The 19,140-nt window shown below is 36.2% G+C and carries 9 protein-coding genes, 1 tRNA gene and 2 riboswitches; of the genes, 6 read left to right on the top strand and 4 right to left on the bottom strand.

Going from position 1 to position 19,140, the window contains the following annotated elements:
- Window positions 1-88: 88 nt before the first annotated feature.
- Window positions 89-2,851 carry a hypothetical protein gene (locus HXT27_RS00820; RefSeq protein WP_103043491.1) on the bottom strand — a complete coding sequence of 921 codons (2,763 nt, stop codon included), beginning with the start codon at window positions 2,849-2,851 and terminating at the stop codon, window positions 89-91.
- A gap of 478 nt (window positions 2,852-3,329) precedes the next feature.
- Window positions 3,330-3,487, top strand: a riboswitch (M-box (ykoK) riboswitch).
- A gap of 166 nt (window positions 3,488-3,653) precedes the next feature.
- On the opposite strand from HXT27_RS00820, the gene HXT27_RS00815 reads away from it, so the two are divergent.
- From HXT27_RS00815 to HXT27_RS00795, 5 genes are all read left to right on the top strand, one after another.
- Window positions 3,654-3,788: a hypothetical protein gene (locus HXT27_RS00815; RefSeq protein ID WP_255408297.1), complete on the top strand. Its 135-nt coding sequence runs from the start codon at window positions 3,654-3,656 to the stop codon at window positions 3,786-3,788.
- A gap of 360 nt (window positions 3,789-4,148) precedes the next feature.
- Window positions 4,149-5,897, top strand: a complete 1,749-nt coding sequence (locus HXT27_RS00810; RefSeq protein ID WP_422113167.1) for an ABC transporter permease — start codon at window positions 4,149-4,151, stop codon at window positions 5,895-5,897.
- Window positions 5,898-5,977: 80 nt separating this feature from the next.
- Window positions 5,978-7,495, top strand: coding sequence for a nitrate/sulfonate/bicarbonate ABC transporter ATP-binding protein (locus tag HXT27_RS00805; protein WP_075523575.1), 1,518 nt, complete (start codon window positions 5,978-5,980; stop codon window positions 7,493-7,495).
- Between the two features lie 49 nt (window positions 7,496-7,544).
- Window positions 7,545-7,617 (top strand) — tRNA-Arg (locus tag HXT27_RS00800).
- Between the two features lie 46 nt (window positions 7,618-7,663).
- A complete protein-coding gene (locus tag HXT27_RS00795) occupies window positions 7,664-8,680 on the top strand; it encodes a class C sortase (protein ID WP_422113166.1) in 1,017 nt (338 codons plus the stop codon).
- Window positions 8,681-9,050: 370 nt separating this feature from the next.
- On the opposite strand, the gene HXT27_RS00790 is transcribed toward HXT27_RS00795, so the two are convergent.
- From HXT27_RS00790 to HXT27_RS00780, 3 genes are all read right to left on the bottom strand, one after another.
- Window positions 9,051-10,721, bottom strand: coding sequence for a bifunctional hydroxymethylpyrimidine kinase/phosphomethylpyrimidine kinase (locus HXT27_RS00790; protein WP_082266267.1), 1,671 nt, complete (start codon window positions 10,719-10,721; stop codon window positions 9,051-9,053).
- Between the two features lie 5 nt (window positions 10,722-10,726).
- Window positions 10,727-12,253, bottom strand: a complete 1,527-nt coding sequence (gene thiM / locus HXT27_RS00785; RefSeq protein ID WP_075523574.1) for a hydroxyethylthiazole kinase — start codon at window positions 12,251-12,253, stop codon at window positions 10,727-10,729.
- Window positions 12,241-12,332: riboswitch (TPP riboswitch) on the bottom strand. Its footprint overlaps the gene before it by 13 nt.
- 29 nt (window positions 12,333-12,361) lie before the next feature.
- Window positions 12,362-13,051: a hypothetical protein gene (locus tag HXT27_RS00780; protein ID WP_369803171.1), complete on the bottom strand. Its 690-nt coding sequence runs from the start codon at window positions 13,049-13,051 to the stop codon at window positions 12,362-12,364.
- Window positions 13,052-13,691: 640 nt separating this feature from the next.
- Between HXT27_RS00780 and HXT27_RS00775 the strand changes: the two genes are divergently transcribed.
- Window positions 13,692-19,139 (top strand): 3'-5' exonuclease, encoded by a 5,448-nt coding sequence (locus tag HXT27_RS00775; RefSeq protein ID WP_103043493.1) that lies wholly within the window; start codon window positions 13,692-13,694, stop codon window positions 19,137-19,139.
- Window position 19,140 lies beyond the last annotated feature (1 nt).

Raw genomic sequence — 19,140 nt, 5'->3', positions numbered from 1 at the left:
TAATAAAATTAGCCATAATAGTGATTTCCATGAACGTTTTCTAGTATAGGATTCGCTTTTAGAAAAACTTGAAGAATTAGCAAATCTTCTAGTCACTTGCGTTCACCACCCAAGGCGTGCGTCGCAAAACTACGTCAAGCATTTGCTTCAATAAGCTAGCTAATACAATCACAGCCATAACAGCGTAAACTGTGCTCCAAGATGGTACATTTGCAGGATTTGGATGCACATTTTGAGCAATTACCATCATTCCTACCATCATTCCTGTAAGTGAAAGCGACATAATAAGCGAGCACATTCCACCAAGTCTACGAGCTAATCTCATACGTTGTGTTGCAAGACGTTCCATAGTTTGAATCATATTGTCTACGCAACGCTCACCTAAACGGAATGCAAGAACTTCATCTATTCCAAGCTCTATATCTTTAACTTCGCGTTCAACAGCTTGCATGTGGTTGTTCATGCTCTTTAATATCTTGCGGGAGCGCATAAAACGATACCAAGGTATAAGCAAAACAGCTAAAACGTAAACAACAATGGATATTATCATCAGCTGAATGTTGAAATACCATAGTAGTAAGAATGCGGGTATTGATGCAATTGTTAAGCCTAAAGTCATTGTAAGAGTGATTTTGCGTTGACGGCTGTGATGTAGATCGATTCCAGCGAAAGATGCAATTAACGTTATAAGCCTTAAGAACATGCAAATTAACGCGCCTTGCAAACACTCTTTCATAGTAAATCCAAAAATAGAACGTCCAGCTATAGCAAACATTGCAGCTACTGTGCAAACAGGAATGAAAATAGCAGCGAAAACGCTTATTGCTGTTGCAAAAGTAGAAAGAATAGCTTTTAGTAAACGAAGTGTCCAATATACGAATCTAGAACTTTTGCTTTCTTTATTCGAAGATTGCGCGTCTTGTGCTTCTTGCGATGAGCTACTTGTAACATAAGCATTCGCATTAGGACTTGCAAAAGAACTTGCATCAGAATTATTTTCTGAAGATCTGTAGATGCTTGATTTGGTGGCATTTTCAGCAGAAATTTGTGAAAATGAAGAATTCGTTACTTTAGTTTTATCTGGTTTATTTTCTGAAGTCTTATTATCTAATTTATTTAATTTATTTAATGAAATATCTAGTATTGAATTCTTATCTATAACGCCATATTCTTGTGCACTAGCTGGCATTAGAGCGATTACAATAGATTTTCTTGCTAATTTACGCAATATTGCACAGATTTTAGCAGCTTCGCTTTCGTCCATATAATCATTTGAAAAGTCAACTATATACACAGGAGTATGTCTTAAAATTGCGCGCGCTAAAACGAGTTTTCGCATAATGCATGCTTTAGAATTATTTTCTTTAGAAAGATTCTTCAATCTATCAATTCGTAAGTCTAAGCCATCATAATCTGCATATACCATTCCATCAATTCGAGCTTCGCGCAAAGCTTCCCACATTGACGTAGTAGTCGCTAGTGGCGCTGCCATAAGAAGATTTGCTCTTAAAGTATCGTCAAAAAGGTGGCTTCTATTACTTACAACGCTAACTAAATCAGCTAGTGCTCCAGGTTTAGCTCCGCAAAGAGATATGCTAGAAGATTTCTCTAAGTCAAAGGTTTTAGCTTCTACGAATGGTGAATCATTTTTATTGTAATTATTTGATGAATAGCTTGAGTAATCTGAACTATCGTCTAATTCATAGCGATCGTTATAAGTCAATTCTACTTGCGTATCAGTGCTAAAGCCTGCACAAGAGAATACTTTAGATTTCATAATTTCATTGAATTTAGCTGGTATTACATTAAGAGATCCTGCGCGTGCTACAAAAGTCATATTTGAATAATCTGAATAATCTGAATTGAGTTTAGAATCTTTCGTAGCTAGATTATATGATCCTTCGTTAGAATCTTTTGACTCAGATTGTAAATCTGCGCTTACATGTAAAACAAGATTATTTGCTCCGTCTGGCAAAGTTAATTTAGTTGAATCGTCTGTAAATGAATTTAAAGATGAAGAATTTGCGAATTTGTTTAGCAGATAATAAATTCTTATGAATGAGCTTCTAGCTGAATTAGCCATATGCATGTATCTTCCGCATCTACGCAATGGTTCTATGCTAAGCATAAGTAATGGCATAGTTAGCATAGCTGAAGGTAATCCTACTGTGCGAATTGAAGAAATCCATATCGTAGATATGATCGCTGCTGCTGCAGCAATATAAGCGAAGAATGCGCATAAGCATCGTATTGTTGAAGATACGTCTATGAAGAAAGCACAACATGAGGTAGCGATAGTAAATATTGCAGTCATTAAAGATATAGCTGCAATAGATGGATTAACAGAGAATAGCACTACGCTTATAACTAAAGGCGTAACAACGGAAGCAAATACTTGAGGTACAAATAATCCGCACCAGAATTGCATATTCACTACATCGTTATTTACTGAAATAGATTTTGAAGATTTAGTATCATAATTCAAATTGCCGAAAGAGTACGGAGAATCGTTGTCTTTTATTGCTCTCAACGAAAGAATTGCGTGTAGCATTTTAGGCCTTAAACGCATTGCAACATGAGTGCTAATATCTCCGCCTAAGCTATATGACCATCTTAAAATAAGGTATTTAATAACTGCAATTCCTACGAAAGCAACTAAATAAGATGTTAATTCAACTGTTGTTATCAATGATTGATGAGATGTGTGTATTGGTCTTAAAACTGGAGATAAGATTCCTACGAACACATAAACTAAGCCGATATTTAAGAGAGAGGAAATGCTCAAGCATATTGCTTTTAATGCCACTAAATGTTTAACTCCAGGCACGAAAGCGAAGAAGCGATTTATCATCTGGCAGCCCTTTCTCTTATAATAAGTAGCGCTTTTAACTCGCTACGTTTGTTTATAAAATTCACACAATGATGCTCAACATCCATTTCAAAAGTTCGAGTATTGGACTTTTGAAGTTCGTTGATAGCAACGTTTATAACATGTTTTTTGCTTAAAAATTGTTGCGTCATACTTCATTGCTTATACTATTATCCAACTCAATATTCGTATACAAGATTACGCTGAATGCATGCATTCGACACGCCGTGAATTAGGGATTTTCTTCTGTGTAATGCGCTTATTTAAAACATTTGTATTTCAATAAAAAATGAAAAGATTGCTGTGAAGTTTTGGTGGAAGTTTTGGTGGAAGTTTTTAGGAACTGTTGCTGTGAAGTCTTGGTGGAATTCTTATGCGTAATGTGAATCTAAAATTTGTGTAAGAAATATATAGTTCGTAAGGTTTTTGTGTTGACATGAATAGTGTGGCGTTTTATAATTACCTCGGTCGGTAGGTAAGGCTACCACGGGGATAAGGGTTGCTACCGCAGCACAGTGGAGACACTGCAAGTTGGTCAACAGTCGTTGTCGTTTCAAGGCTTCGACTAATGTAACGCCACCGCCCTGCGAAGCTGAAGCTTGAACGACGAGTGCTTTATTTATTGGGCTCTCATATTGCTGATTACACAAGTGTTAAGTACAGTTTGTGTGATTTGAAGTGCAAAATGAGCTAATGGATTTAGCATTGGTTTTCTTGCGTTCCTCCCGGTTCAATGATGAATATGTGTTTGCTTTAATGCACGAGTTTTAGGAGGTGATTTGCCGTGGAAGACAGTAGCGATAATAGTAGTCATAGTAATGAAAAGCTGAGTGACGGCTCTGATAGTAGTGTCGGAAGTAGTACTCTGGATGTTCCTTCTAAATTTAATAAAGTCGGCAATCACCATCAAATAATTTGAAGCGCATTGTGTGAATACAATTAAAAGCTACGAGTGAAAATTTAAAATAAAGTTGTAAAGTAAAGCTTAAAAATAAAATAATAAAGAAAAAATAGTGCATAAAGCAAGAAAATAATGCATAAGGCAAGTTTTTTATAAGAACTTTATGAATATTTTCTAAATTGAGTACATAATTTTTTTCTTTGGGCTTTGTTTTATATTTGTAGATTTTACTTAGAGTTGATTTTATTTAATGAAATTTTTACTAATAACTTTTTAAAGTTTCGCGCGTTACATCTTGTTTTTACGGTGTTATACGGCTTATGTATTGCACGTTCCTCGCATGAAATCATATTTATGCGGTGTTTAATCGAGGACTTTATGACAATTTTCACTATGTCGCATAAGAGTGACACCAATAATCAAGTAGATGCAAACACTCGCTTTGTGTCAGATATACTCGTTTGCATTGGAATATTTGCCTTATTTGGCGTTACAGCGTATTTGCTTCAGCGCATAAACCAGCCAATTGGGCCTTATGGTATTCCTTCAAAAGTGTCTACAGATTTAATAAATCTGCCTTATTACACTTTGAGATCTGTTTTTCGCATGTTTCTTGCACTTATAGCATCGTTGATTTTTACTGTTGTCTATGGTCTTGCTGCTGCTCGTAGTAGAAGACTTGGCAAAGTTTTAATACCTTTGCTTGATATTTTGCAATCAGTACCAATACTTGGTTTTCTTTCGGCTACTGTAACTATTTGGCTAGTTATTTTCCCAGGGTCAATGTTGGGTGTAGAAGCTGCATCTGTTTTTGCTATTTTTACAAGCCAAGCGTGGAATATGACATTTTCTTTCCATCGTTCTTTACTTAGTGAGCCTAAAGAATTAGACGAAGCTGTTAGATCTTTGCAATTAACTCATTGGCAGAGATTCTGGGTATTAGATATGCCTAACTCAATGATTCCTTTACTTTGGAATTGCATGATGTCTGTTGGAGGCGGATGGTTCTTCCTAACTGCATCGGAGATGATTTCTGTTAATAACAACACTTATGCTTTGCCTGGTATCGGTAGCTTTGTTGCACAATCAGCTGCAGAAAATAAGCTTGGCAATATTTGGTGGGCTATTGCATCAATGGTTGTAGTAGTTCTTGCTATAGATTTCTTATTGTGGAAACCTCTTACTGCTTGGTCTGAGCGTTTCCGTATTACTCAAAGTGCAGCTGATGAAGAGCGTAAAAGTATGATTTTGACAATTATTCGTCATTCTCATGCAGATGAAATTGTTAGCAAACTGTTTTCTCCACTTCGTGAGTTTCTTGAAAAAATCACACGACCATTTGGAAGAACTGGTGCAAAATGGCCTCATAGTGCATCTCAGCGTAAGTTTGGCGATTGGGTTTTCAGCATTGTTATGATTTTGCTTATTTGTGCTGGAGTATTCCAAATGCTTTATTTTGTTAATTCAAAAGCAGGATTAAATGAATTTATTACAGCTGGAGTGCTTGGTGGAATTACATTTTTGCGAGTTGCTGCTTTGATTATCGTCAGTTCTCTGATTTGGGTCCCTATAGGTGTGCTTATTGGTATGAATCCTAAGATTTCTAGAATTATGCAACCTATTGTGCAAATATTGGCGAGTTTCCCAGCAAACTTCATATTCCCATTTGCGATGATGTGGTTTATGGCTTGGCATATTGATCTTGGTTTTGGAAGTATTATTTTAATGGCTCTAGGTACTCAGTGGTACATTTTGTTCAATGTTATTGCTGGTGCAAGTGCTATTCCTGACGATTTGCGTGAGATGACTCGTAGTTTTAGGTTGAGTCAAGTATTGCGTTGGAAAACTTTGATTTTGCCTTCTATTTTCGGTTCTTGGTGCACTGGTGGTATTACTGCTGCTGGTGGTGCTTGGAATGCTTCGATTGTTTCTGAAATAGTTGAATACGGCAAGCATCATATGCAAACTTCTGGTTTAGGTGCGTATATCACTTCTGCTACTACAAATGGTGATGCTGCTCGCACATTAGTTGGAGTTGCTGTAATGAGCTTGATTGTAGTAATGAGTAATCGACTATTTTGGTCTCCTTTGCAACGTATTTCCGAAAAGCGGTACGTATTAAATTAAATATGATTATTCGTTAATTAGAGCTAATAAATCTTCAATGTAAACAAATTAAATAATTATTTAGTAGAACGGCAAAAATTATGACTACTACAAACAGAAATGCATTAAAAAATGGTTCTCTCGTTACTAGCGATATTATAGATGCAAAACATATTAGCCAAAGCTTTACATCTGATAGTGGCACTACTCAGCATGTGTTGCATGATATTTCCTTCACTCTTAAAGAAGGCGAAATTGTTGCTATATTAGGTCGTTCAGGAGCAGGAAAATCCACTCTTTTAAGAACTATGGCAGGTCTTATTCAACCTACTGAAGGTAATGTTACTTATCGTGGTCGTGAGCTTACTGGACCAAATCCAGGAGTTGCAATAGTATTTCAGACTTTCGCATTGATGCCATGGCTCACAGTTCAAGATAATGTTGAGCTTGGATTACGCGCTCGCGGTGTTAGTAAAGAAAAGCGTACTGAATTAGCTTTAGCTGCTATAGATTCAATTGGTTTGGATGGCTTTGAAAGTGCTTATCCTAAAGAACTTTCTGGTGGAATGCGTCAGCGTGTAGGTATTGCGCGCGCTTTAGTGCTTCGACCAGACGCATTATTTATGGATGAGCCATTTTCTGCTCTTGATGTTCTTACTGCTGAAAACTTGCGCCAAGAAGTTTTGAAGTTGTGGTCTAGCGAACAAAGAGATATTAAATCTGTGTTGATTGTTACTCATAACATTGAAGAAGCTGTTCAAATGGCAGATCGTGTTGTGGTTCTTGGATCTCATCCGGGTCATTTGATTGCAGATGTTGATGTTGATTTGCCTCGTCCGCGTGATAAACACAGTGCTGAATTTGAAGCAATGGTAGATAATTTATATGCTATTCTTACTGGTTCAGCTCCAGAAAGTTCTGAAGAATCAAATACTTCTGATTCAGTAGAAGATCAAGTTGCAACGCAAGAAGTAGAAGATGAAGATTCTGAAGATAATGAAGCTGCAGCAATTGCAGATATGCTTGTAGATAAACATCATGAGCAAGAAGTAGTTGCTGAATCTGAAACTAATGTTGATTCTGAAGATAATGAAGCTACTAAAGAGCCTGTTGCAATGCATCTTTTGCCTAATGCAACTCCTGGCGGTATGGCAGGTTTACTTGATGTGATTTCTGAAGTGCCAGAAGGAATCGATTTAGCAGATTTGGCAGCTGATTTATCGTTTGAAATTGACGATTTGTTCCCACTAGTAGATGCTGGAACAATGCTCGATCTTATTACTGCAGATAACGGACATATTACTATTACTCCAGCTGGAGAAGAGTGGCATAATGCTGATATTTTGCATAGTAAGCAAGTTTTTGCAAGATTAGCTATTGAGCATGCTCCACTAGTACACGCAATTGACCAAGCATTAAGTCGAAATCGCAATGGCAAGTTGCGCGGTGAGTTGATTTTAGATTTGTTACGTAGTAAGCATACAGATGCTTTAGCTCGTCAACAATTTGATATTGCTATTAGTTGGGGTCGTTATGGAGAATTATTTGATTACGATGCTGACGATGATGAGCTGACTCGCACAGTTGAAACAACTCCTCTTGATGGCGTATCTCGATAATTTTTAAGATGTTTCAATCCCTAGCAACATGTATACTTTCACAGGTTGCGGGCTTGTAGCTCAGTGGATAGAGCGTCTGCCTCCGGAGCAGAAGGTCGTGGGTTCGAATCCCATTAAGCCCACTAATTGTTTTTCTTAAAGTAATTACAGTCAGGGTGACGTGTTCTTATGAGGTTGTTCCGCTTTTTTGATCTTAACGTAGTGCCAGTTAAGCATTCTTGTAAATCAAATAAATCCGGTAAGTCTTCTGATACTAAATCTTCTGATAAAAACAATCGTTGGAAGTTTTCTAAGGCTTCAATTATCCCTGCTATTTTTTTGATTGCATCCTTCTCATCTCTTATTTATCCTCATGCTGCAATGTGGTTAAGCCAGTATCATATGTCTGAAGTTGCTGCAGAATACGCAAGACTTGTTACGCATGCGATTCCAGCTCCGCATGAGCAGATTGAGCGTGCGCATGAATATAATAAAAAACTTTCAGTTGGTGCTATTTATGAAGCGAATACTAATATTCCTACTTCTCATGGGGCTACGTCAGATGAAAGTCAAAATTATTGGGACCAATTAAAAGCTAGTGATGACGGTTTGATGGCTCGTTTGCGTATTAAAAAAATTGATCTCGATTTGCCAATTTATCATGGAACTTCTGACGATACTTTGCTTAAAGGTTTAGGACATTTACGCGGTACTTCGTTGCCTGTTGGTGGAATTAATACTAGATCAGTGATTACAGGTCATCGTGGTCTTGCTAGTGCAGAAATGTTTACAAGACTAGATGAAGTAAATAAAGGCGATACTTTTACAATTGAAGTTTTTAATGAGATTCTTACTTATCGTGTGATTGATAAAGTTGTTGTAAATCCTGATGAAACTAAGAAGATTGCTGTTGTTCCAGGTAAAGATTTAGTTACGCTTATTACGTGTACGCCGTTGGGTATTAACACTCAAAGGATTTTGGTAACAGGTGAGCGTATTATTCCAACGCCTTTGTCGGATCAGGCTTTGCGTGGTAAAAAGCCTGATGTTCCACATTTCCCGTGGTGGATTGTGTGGTCAATTTTAAGCCTTCTTCTTGTTATTGGTTATATATTATGGGCTGGTTTCCCTGTGAAGAAAAAGAAGCGTAAAGAAGATAAATCTGATTCTAAAGAGAAATCAAGAGATAAAGAGATAAATAAATAAACGAAAGAGATAAAGAGGAGAAATAAAGATAAGAAATTTATAAAATTCATCTTTATTTTTCTTTATTTGTTTAATTTTTTGGAATATTAAGTTAAGTTTTGTCTAAAAGTATGTTAAAGTATCTACTAACGCAATTTTGCGTTAGCAACTATATACTTAGCTTATTTTTAGTATACGTAGTTGTTGTTTTTGTGCAATTTAAAATTTGTGGTGCAAGCTCTAGAGACCTAAAGTTTGCACCACAATATTTTTTAGTTATCTGTTTTTAGTTATTTTATTTTTTTTTTAGCTCATTATTTTAGCTAATCATTTTGTGCTATAGCACTCATTTTTAACTTCCATTTTAGCTGTTTGCTATTTTATTAGTAAATCACCTTAATGCTCGATGAGCTTGATTAAAGAAGTTATATTCATATATGCATGAAGTCATATATGCTTGAGCTGCTAGAACGCGATCTTTTGGTCCTGCTTCTTCAAATGCACGCTCTACGAATCCGATAGCAGATTTTACGCCTTCCTCAAATTCGTCAGAAGAGTACATGTTAATCCAATCGTGATAAGGATTATCAGGAGTATTTCCAGAAATCAAAGCACGACCAACTTCAGCATATAACCAATAGCAAGGCAATACTGAAGCTGCACCTATAACATAATCATCTGCAGAAGTTCTTGCTAGCAAATGATTTACATAAGATAGCGTTACAGGTGAGCAAGATGGATCCATTTTTATATCCATTCCACCAAGCCAATTAGTGTGTAATTGAGATTCAGCTTCAATACATAAAGCAGATCCTGAAGCCCAATGTACTCTGGCTTCATTGTCAGTTGACTTAGATGCTACTGCAGCTAAAGCACGCGAATAGCGCTTCAAATATTCTGCGTCTTGGTTTATGTAGAACGCAAACAAATCTTTATCTAGACTTCCATCACACAAAGCCTTAATAAAAGGCATGTTCATAATATTGTGATCTACATCTGCGCTCGCGTTCCATAATGCTTGTGTCCATCGTCCACAAGGTTCTAGAACTGGCTTGCGTGGAGTGCTGTGAGCAGGAGCAATAAGTGTTTCTGGGCTGCACCCATCGAAATTATGACTTCTCATGTGTTCCCAAGGTGTAGCAGAAGAATCTAGCTCCAAGCGATAATTTCTAGCAGCATGATTTACAGGTCCATGACCTTTTCCAACATGCAAATATTCTCCGCATCTAATAGCTTCATTCAACCAATGAGTAGTCCAAGCTAATGCGTTTGATACTGTGCTATAGTCACTTAACTTTTTGCCTTCTAATAATGCTAATCCTATGCGAGTTGCAAGTGATGAAGAAAGTGAGCAGCCAGTACCGTGAGTAGTAGTAGTGTTTATGCGAGGGCATGGAACATGTATTGTATTTCCGTCTGGGAATACTACAGTGTTTCCAGCGTCAGCATCTGTTAAGTGTCCGCCTTTAACAATAACAATTGTGTTGTTTTCTGATGCCCACTTACTAGCTTGATCGCATGCTTCTTCAAAATTAGTAGCAGGTTGCTTATCGCATAACACTGCTAATTCTGGAATGTTTGGAGTGATTATATCTGCTTGTGATGCAAACTTTCGCATAGCATCTTCAGCTGATTTTTCTAGAAGTCTGTCTCCTGAAGTTGCAACCATAACTGGATCTAAAACAATAACTGGAACAGGATGATTTTTTAGCCATTCTTGAACTAAGTTAATGTAAGATGTATCTCCTAACATTCCGATTTTTACAGCGTCAATATCAACATCATCGAATACTGCTTCTAATTGCGCTTTCAAAAAATCTGTAGGTGGAGTATACACATTTCTAACTCCGCAAGTATTTTGAGCTACTAGATTTGTTGTTACACACATTCCATAACCGTGTGAAGCCATAATAGATTTCAAATCAGCTTGAATTCCAGCTCCACCTGTTGGATCAGTTCCAGCAATGCTTAATACTCTAGGTACAATTGGCTCATTCAATGGTGGAAGAGATGAATGACGTGCTGTTTCAAGAGATAGAGCAGTGTTTGTATTTTCAGTCATTGTTATCAATCTTTCTTAATAATTGCATGTAATTTATTTGCTTCTTCTTTAGGATTTTCTGCGCGCATCAAAGCAGATACTACGCATAATCCATCTACTGAAGAGTCTTTTATAGGAAAAACAGTTTTTTCGTTTATTCCGCCTATTCCAACTGATTTAATTCCAAGTTCTTTAGCGCGTTTTGCTATTTTTTCCAAGCCTTCATTCGTTAGTGCAGGACCTGCATCTGGTTTAGTAGAAGTAGCCCATACAGGACCAATTCCAATAACGTCAGGAAGAGGGATATTCTCTTTTAGGCACTCGTTATATACAGAATCTACTTGCTCTGTATTTTCAATAGAAAGACCTACCATCCACTCTGCTGGAATTGTTTTGCGAGCTTCAATATATGGCATGTCAGTTTGACCAATATGCAAGTTAAAGCCTAATGTTTTAGCGCATTCTACGCGATCGTCAACGAAGATAGGAACATTTCCATGACCGTTAGCAATTAACTTTTGACGTAATTGGCGAGCTTTATTATTAAAAGTTTCACTATCTGCGTATTTATCTCGCAATTGAACTACGCCAGATCCGCCTTCTACACAATCAAGTGCGATGTCAATTTCTGAGCGTTCGCTCATATTAGGATCTGTTATGAAGTAAAGTGACCAGTCGACTGGGTCAATATTGAATTCAATATCTGTTAGTTCCAGCATTTCTTCAGCGCTTAAATCCATAAGCGCATCCATCCATAGTGTGCGGAAAGTTCCAGGAGAAGTTGATCGTTTCGATGCCCAAGTTCCAGCTGCTGCTGCGTGTACGTGCGCTGCAACTGTAGCAGCAAATGGGCGCTCGCGATTAGCTCCAACGTATGCAGCTACTAGTGCACCAAGTGAGCATCCAGTTCCAACTACTTTTGTCATTATTTCATGGCCTCCGGCAACTCGAGCTGAGCAACCATGACCGTAAATTGCATCTTTTTCGCCAGAAATAGCCACAATTGATCCATATAGTGCAACTAACTTTTTTGCTGCACAAACTGCTGAATCTACGGAATCGCCTGCATCTACGCCTTTTCCGCCGCTTGCTTCACCTGCTAAGCCTAATATTTCAGACGCGTTTCCTCTTATTACTGCAGGCTGATTTTTTACAGCTTCGCGAGCGTATTGTGTGCGTGGACCTAATCCTCCAACGGCAACAGGATCAAAAACCCATGGAGTATGTGCTTTTACAGATCCGCGAATAGCTGCTTCCATAGATTCTCTATCTCCAGGACGGTATGTTCCAAGATTTACAAGTACGCCAGACGCGATTTGAGGGAACACTTCTGCTTCGTCAGGATCTACTACCATTGCAGGAGATGCTCCTGCTGCTAAAAGCACATTAGCTGTAACTTCTTGAACAACATTATTAGTTACGCAATGTGTTAGTGGATTCTTTGCTCTAACTTCTTCAATGCATGATTTCACATCTTCTATGAATTGCTTTTGTCGAGCTTCAATAGAGAATTCACTGTTTTTGTTATTGTCAAAACACGACGTTTTTGTCATGATTTTCCCTTCGCTAGTACTACCTAGATCAGGTTCAACGGGTATAATCTCAGCGCTAAGCGCACCCCGAACCTCTATTTGACTATATCCGCGTGTTATGACGTTTTATTATTTCATTTTGCGAGCGCGACAATCTTTAACGCTTAAGAAAACTAATCCAAGACAAATAAAAATCAGAGTGAAAATTACCAATAAATAAGCGACTCCTATGCCAAGAGTTGTGGCGTTAAATGTGTCTGGAGCGAATCCAAACCATCCTGCTTTAGCTCCATAATTCAAGAAGTTATATGGAGCTATCATGGCGTGTTCACCCCATCTTACTCCAACAACTTTTCCTAAAAATACAGAAAAAGCAACGTATGCGAGTGGTGGAATAGTTGCAAAAAGTACATGATAACGTTTTGAGCGGAATAAGTAGTCGAAAAGTATGAAGTCTAATATTGCTAGAAGTGGAGTAATGAAATGTACGCAAAGGCTACTTGCTCCATTGCTCATATATGCTCCTATAAAACCTAATTTATTGGTTGGAGCTAAGAAGCATAAGTAAAGAGTAAATGTTACTGCTATTGAAATTGTCATCATAAATTTGAAAATGTACCAAGCGTTAGTTTTAGTATCTTTCCAAGTTTTAGTTTCATCTCTTATTTCTGTGTTTATTTTGCATGTTATATCGTTTTTACAATTAGATATGCTGTAAGTATCCCAAATGAATGAGCCTGCAAGAGCTAAGCAAATCATGAGGTTAGAAAGATTTGTGAAGTATGAAAGAGATAGCCAGCCTTGCCATGATGCAGCCATTCCGTATATAGATGTGACTATAGCTATTACGCGTACGATTGAGCGGATAATGTAATCGCGAGTTGTAAGCGCTTTAATTGTTGCGTTTATTGAGTCTGTTGAGTTTGTTGAGTCTGTTGAGTTTAAGTTTTCTGTTGCGTTTATTGAGTCTGTTGTTTCTAATGTTTCTGACGTTTGCAATGCTACTTTTGACTCTGTTTCGTAGTCTTTTTTATATTCATCAATATTCATTTTCACTTATCTTTCTCTTTTAGTTTGTTTTTATTATCTTTTTTATTTTTTAATTTTTAAGTTTTTTTTTTTAAGCGCTTTTTCTAAATAGCCTATTTTTCAGCTTTTAGCATGCTTTTGTTTTTAGTTTTTTACTTTAACTTAGATTATTTTCTATCATGTTTCTAATGTTTCTTAAGCGTTTATCATGATTCTCTTATGTTGCTTTCTTGTGTATTTTTATTTGCTACGAGATTTTTCGTCAGCTCCAATAATTATTTAACTATAAAAAATTTTTTTAATCTGTATAGGATTATTCAAAAATAGCATATGTTTTTTGTGCAAAAAGTTTAATGATTATTATTAGAGTGATTTCACCGTATAATTGTGGATTGTAATTATATTTGAACGAAATGCAGTGGGGTAAGCTATGAATCAATTACAAGCATTGTTTGAAGGTAAGTTGTGTTCTAGCGTACCACTGGAATCTAATCGTTCGAATTCTTCTGATTCTATTACAAATACTTTGCTTGTTTTTGGACCTCCAAATAGCGGTAAAACACGTTTTGCAATTGATGCTGCTTTTAAAGCGATGTTGCATTATTCTAATTTAACTTCTTCGCTAAAGTCTTCTAGTAGCAGAAATAATCCATATGGTCCTGTTTACATGAGTGTGCAAAATCGCATATCTGCTGACCAATATTCTAGTGAAATCATCAATAAATTAGGTGCATCATTCCAATCTAGACCTGTTGGAACTTTGCCAGCTTTGGCTTTCCGAATTGTTTCTGATTTTTCTTTATTAAATCATAAATCCTCTCCGCGTCTTATTAACGGAGCAGAACAAGATTCTTTGTTAAGAAGCGTTGTCTATGAACATATATTGCATGTTCTTAGAGGTGAAAGTGGCAGTTGTGACACTTGCAAATTATTTGAGACATATTTTAATAATTCTCAATGGAACACAGTTGTATTGAATTATGATATTTCTAACGATAATTCAAGTAATTCATATAGCTTAAATGAGCGTAATAATAACAAGAATAAAACGTTTATCAGTTCTGCTTTTATCCACGAATTGAGAGATATTATTGCGCGCTTAGATGAATTGTTAATAATTAGCAAAGAAGATGAATCGCGTGTTTTAGAAGAATTAACTAATGGTGATTATTCGGCTCTTAACACGCGTGACTTTGTTGAACGTTTAAGTGTTCAATGGAAACTTGGATTTGCATTGCGTTCGTCTTATAGAAATATGTTGCGTAAAGAATATGGAAATTCTGCGCGTTATGATGCATCTACCTTAATGGTTGAAGCATCTAAAGCTGTAAAAAAATTAACTGAAATAAAATCAGGTTATGCACATATTCCTTCTATGGTTGTTGTTGATGATTTTCAAGATGTTACTTTAGGTGGATTCAATTTTCTTGAAACTTTATCTAGTGTTGGCGTTCGTATGGTTTTAACTGCAAATCCTGATGAATCCGTTCAATCATTTAGAGGAGCGTATCCTGATTATGTAGTTGAAGCTGCTCGTAATGGTTCTTTGAGAGCTAAATCTATTTCTATTGAAGATATTCTTAGTGAAGATATTATTAGTGAAGATTGTTCTAGCTCTTTTGCAAATTCGTCAGCTCAGTCTTCTGAGTCTTCTGAGTCTGCTGAATCTGCGGAGTCTGCTGAATCTGCTGCGTCTTCTGCGTTCAATAATTCAAGTGAATCATCTGAAAATATTGTAGATAATTCAACTTTTGTTTCTAAGCAAATACGCTCTAATCCTATAGATTTGGAATCTTTATCTCGCAATATTGATTCTTCTATTTCATCGCTTATGTTTACAGATATGCCACTGTCTAAGCGACTTTGGAAACTACGTGCGCAAGACAATAGCGTAGATAGCACAAATAATCTTTCCAAGTCTTCTTCTTATGCTTATGGCTCTATATATCATTCTCCGCGCGAAGAATTAGATATGATTGTTTGGCAAATTAAACGTGCTCATTTGGATTCTAATTGTAAGTGGAGTGACATTGCGTTAATCGCGCATGATAACGATACAGTTAGGCTTTTTGGTGAAAGATTATTGCGTGATGGCGTTCCTGTGCGATATTCGTCTGTTAAAAGAACGTTATCGGATGAGCCTTTTGTGCAAGGTTTATTTGCAATGATTGAGTTAGCTCAGTTAAGTCTTCGTGGATTAGACGATATCTCTCGTGAAATATCTGTTGGTACTCTTACGTTGCATGAACTAGCGTCATATGTTCGTTGCCGAATTATTGATTTTGTAAATAGTCCTTTAGTTCAAAACGAATATTGTGAAGATTCTTCTAAATCCACTTTGAGAACGAAGCATAAGAATAACAGTGCATATAGCGAAAATGCAAATAGTAATATTTATGATGTAGGAATTTCTTCGTATTCTTCAAATAATGCTATTCCTGCAAATATGTCTAGCGTAGAAAATGTCATGAGATCTATGGCATCTCTTAACTCAATGATGTCTTTGAGTTCAGAGAAAAATTCAGATTATGATTCTTCTCCTTTGCGAAAAATATTTGATGAATTTAATTTGCTAAAAGATAAAATGTGCAGTAATTCTAGTGAAGATACTGAAAATTATGTTGTTGATGATCGAATTATTGATGAAACAAATCAGGATGCAGATGAAAATTCAAATCAAAATATAGATCAAAATTCTTTCGAAAAAGTAGATCAAAATTCTGCAAAATCTGCTGAAAATTCTGAAAATGCTGAAAATTCTGCTCAGAACGCGTCTAATACGAAAGATGATGCTAAAACCAAAGATGTCAATAATTCTTCAAATATTGTTGAGTGTGTAGATTTATGTTACTTGCTTATTTTATGTGAATTATGCGAAAGCTTATATGATTCGGATTCTTTAGATAATAATTCTTGCATCAAAGATGATAGCAATATAAATAGCGATGAAGATGAATGCGAATCGTTAAATGATGAGTATTGCATTAACAATAAAGCTAAGCGAAAAATTACTAAGATTTCGTTATTGACTTTATTGCATAATATGAGTCCTTCTAGTAGTCACAATATGGCGCTTATTTATGCATGTAAGTTAATTTATAATTTGGCAAATAGTATGAAATGTAATCCTACTTTAGTGGAGCCAAAATATGTGCTTTCGCAAGCATGGAATATTTGTTCAGTTGCTGAAAAATGGCAGATTATTTCTTTACAAAATAATGATTCTGGTCGTATTGCGAACAGTCGTTTGGATGCAGCTATGAGATTATTCTCGTATGCAAAAGAGTTTAATATGGCAGAACAAAACATGTCTTCTGCTATTGAATACAAGCCTATAACCGGAAATCTTACTGGTGCTATTAACAGGTTCATTGAACAAGTTAGAGGTTTAGAAATTCAGGCAGATTCTCTTGCTCGAATCGCTCCTTTGCCAGATGCTGTAACTCTCGCAACTCCTGCTGGTTCTGCTGGAAAGCGTTGGAAATTAGTATGGATTCCTCAAGTTCAACAAAATGTTTGGCCGAATGTTGAAGCTCGTAATACAATGTTTGGCGCTGAATCTTTAGTTGATATGACTATAAATAAGCGAATTGCTAAAATGCTAAATCGTCCGCTTTCTATTGATATGAAAAGTAGTTTTGGTATATCTGTAAACTCTAAAACTTCTGTTTATACAAGTGAGCAGAGAAGTTTTCTTGTTGCAGTAACGCGTGCAAAAAGTCAATTGTATATTAGTGCAGTTCGTAATGATGATTTAGTTCCATCTGATTTTTTGTTCAGGTATATGCCTTCTCAATTCTTGAGTGATGATGATGGTTCAGCTTTATACACGCCGATTGATCATAAATTAGCGTCTATTGATACAGATGCTAGATCTTTAGTATGCGTTGCTCGCGCTCAGCTGATGTGTGCTATTAAAAATTGTGATAAGAAGAAGATTGATGATGCGCTTTGTGCTTTGAAATTATTGAAAGATCATGGAGTTAAAGCTGCAGATTTTGAAACTTGGGATTTTGTTAATAAACATTCTGATGCGCCTGATTCTGCGTCTGATTCTTCTGATGCGCCTGAGTTATCTGAGGAGTTGTCTTTAGATTCGTCATCTTTAGATTTGTCATCTTTAGATTCGTCATCTGAGGATTTAACTGAGAGCTTAAGTGATGATTCGAAGTTAGCTAAAAATGTATCTTCATCTAAACGAATTATTAGTCTTTCTCCTTCTAAAGTTGATGCTTTATGGAATTGTCCTGTGTGCGCTATGCTTGAAAATGAATTCAGTGGCCCACAAAAATCTAGTACAAGCGCGAGTTTTGGTACTTTAATACACAACACAGCTTGTTGGGCAAGTAATGAAGCTTTATTAGATACGCGTTATTTACGTGAGAATTATCCACAATTTATTGGAAGATATGATGAAAAAAGTGAAGAAGATTACGTTAATGCAGTAAAACATATTGCTAATACTATGCGTAAATATTATGAAGAGATTGAAAAGACTTCTTCTGTTGATGAAAATGTGCGCAGTCGCTATATGTATTTAACTAATAAAAGAAAAGTTGATAAAGCTCTTTACGATATTGCGAATTATTTTGTTGAATCTGCTAGTGGCTCATATAGTGCTAGAAATATTTTAAAAGACGATTTAGGTAGAGTTATTGGATATGACAATTCTATTGATAAAAAGTCTAAAGGGCATTATGCTTTAGGTTATTTTGGTACTTTAAAACGTTCTTATAATGAATGTCAATTGCGTGCTACTTTTGGATTTGAAGATATAGCTCGAATTTATTACAAGACTTTGGGTGTTGATTTTAATCCTAGAAAAAGTATTGATAGCAATGGGAATTTGTGTTCAAATTTGACTCCTGAAGAGTCTAAAAAACTAAATAGTCTTCGTTCTATTATGGGATTCCTTGTAGGTGGATGGCCTACGAAAAATAATGAAGATATTTTAGTTCGACTTTCTGGTCGAATGGATCGAATGGAAGTTAGATCTTGCGCAAATGACAATGACTCTGCGTATGACTCTGCTGCGTATGACTCTTCTGCTCTTACTGGTTCGAGAGCTAATCTCAGTAATAGTGCGGAAAATGGCTCTGAAAATAGCTCTGAAAATATTGAATCTCAAATAACTAGTGAGTCAATAAGATTGATTGATTATAAAACTGGTATTGTTCCATCAGAAAAAGAAGTTTTTTCTGATTTGCAATTAGTTTGTTATCAATTGGCTTTGCATTTCTTTAGTTCAGATTGTGAATTTGCGCGTGCAACTTTGCTTGAGTATTTTGACGAGAAAGAAGTAGAAGAATTTTTGCAATCAAATCATAATCATTCTAAAACTAAAGATTCTCCTATAGATAAAGAAATGTTAAACGTGTTGAGTTTGGCTCGTAAACGTAATATTTCTGGCAGCATGCTTTTCCATGTAGTTAATAAAAATTATCCTGCTGAAAGCAGAAATATGGCTGAAAATATGTCTCAGCCTGCGTTATTTGCTGGAGATAAGTTAAATACAAATAAAATAGATAAGCGTTCTGGGTACTCTAGTGCTGATAGGCTTTACTGTTTACCTGATTTATATGTGGATTTGAAGCCTATAGATGTTGATGAATCTGATTGGCAAGATTTTATAAATCTTGGATCTCAAGCTCAATGGTCTCTTATGATGATTTCTAGAGTATTTTTTGCTGCTAGTGCATGCTTAGTAGAATCATTTGAGCGCGAACCTGAAAAAGAGCATATTGCTAATTGCAAGTGTGGAACAACTTGTCCTTCTTGCTCTGGTAAAAGTGACACTGTATATGAAGTTAGAAGTGCAATAGAAGAAGCAAAAAAGTTAAATAGTGAACTCAACTCTGTTAGTGATGATGTTAAGTAGG

Origin of the sequence: Gardnerella bivia (assembly GCF_049262715.1) — a bacterium.
Classification (GTDB): domain Bacteria; phylum Actinomycetota; class Actinomycetes; order Actinomycetales; family Bifidobacteriaceae; genus Bifidobacterium; species Bifidobacterium vaginale_A.
Note: the sequence above shows the minus strand (reverse complement) of the source record. Positions and strands in the feature narration are given on the sequence as shown.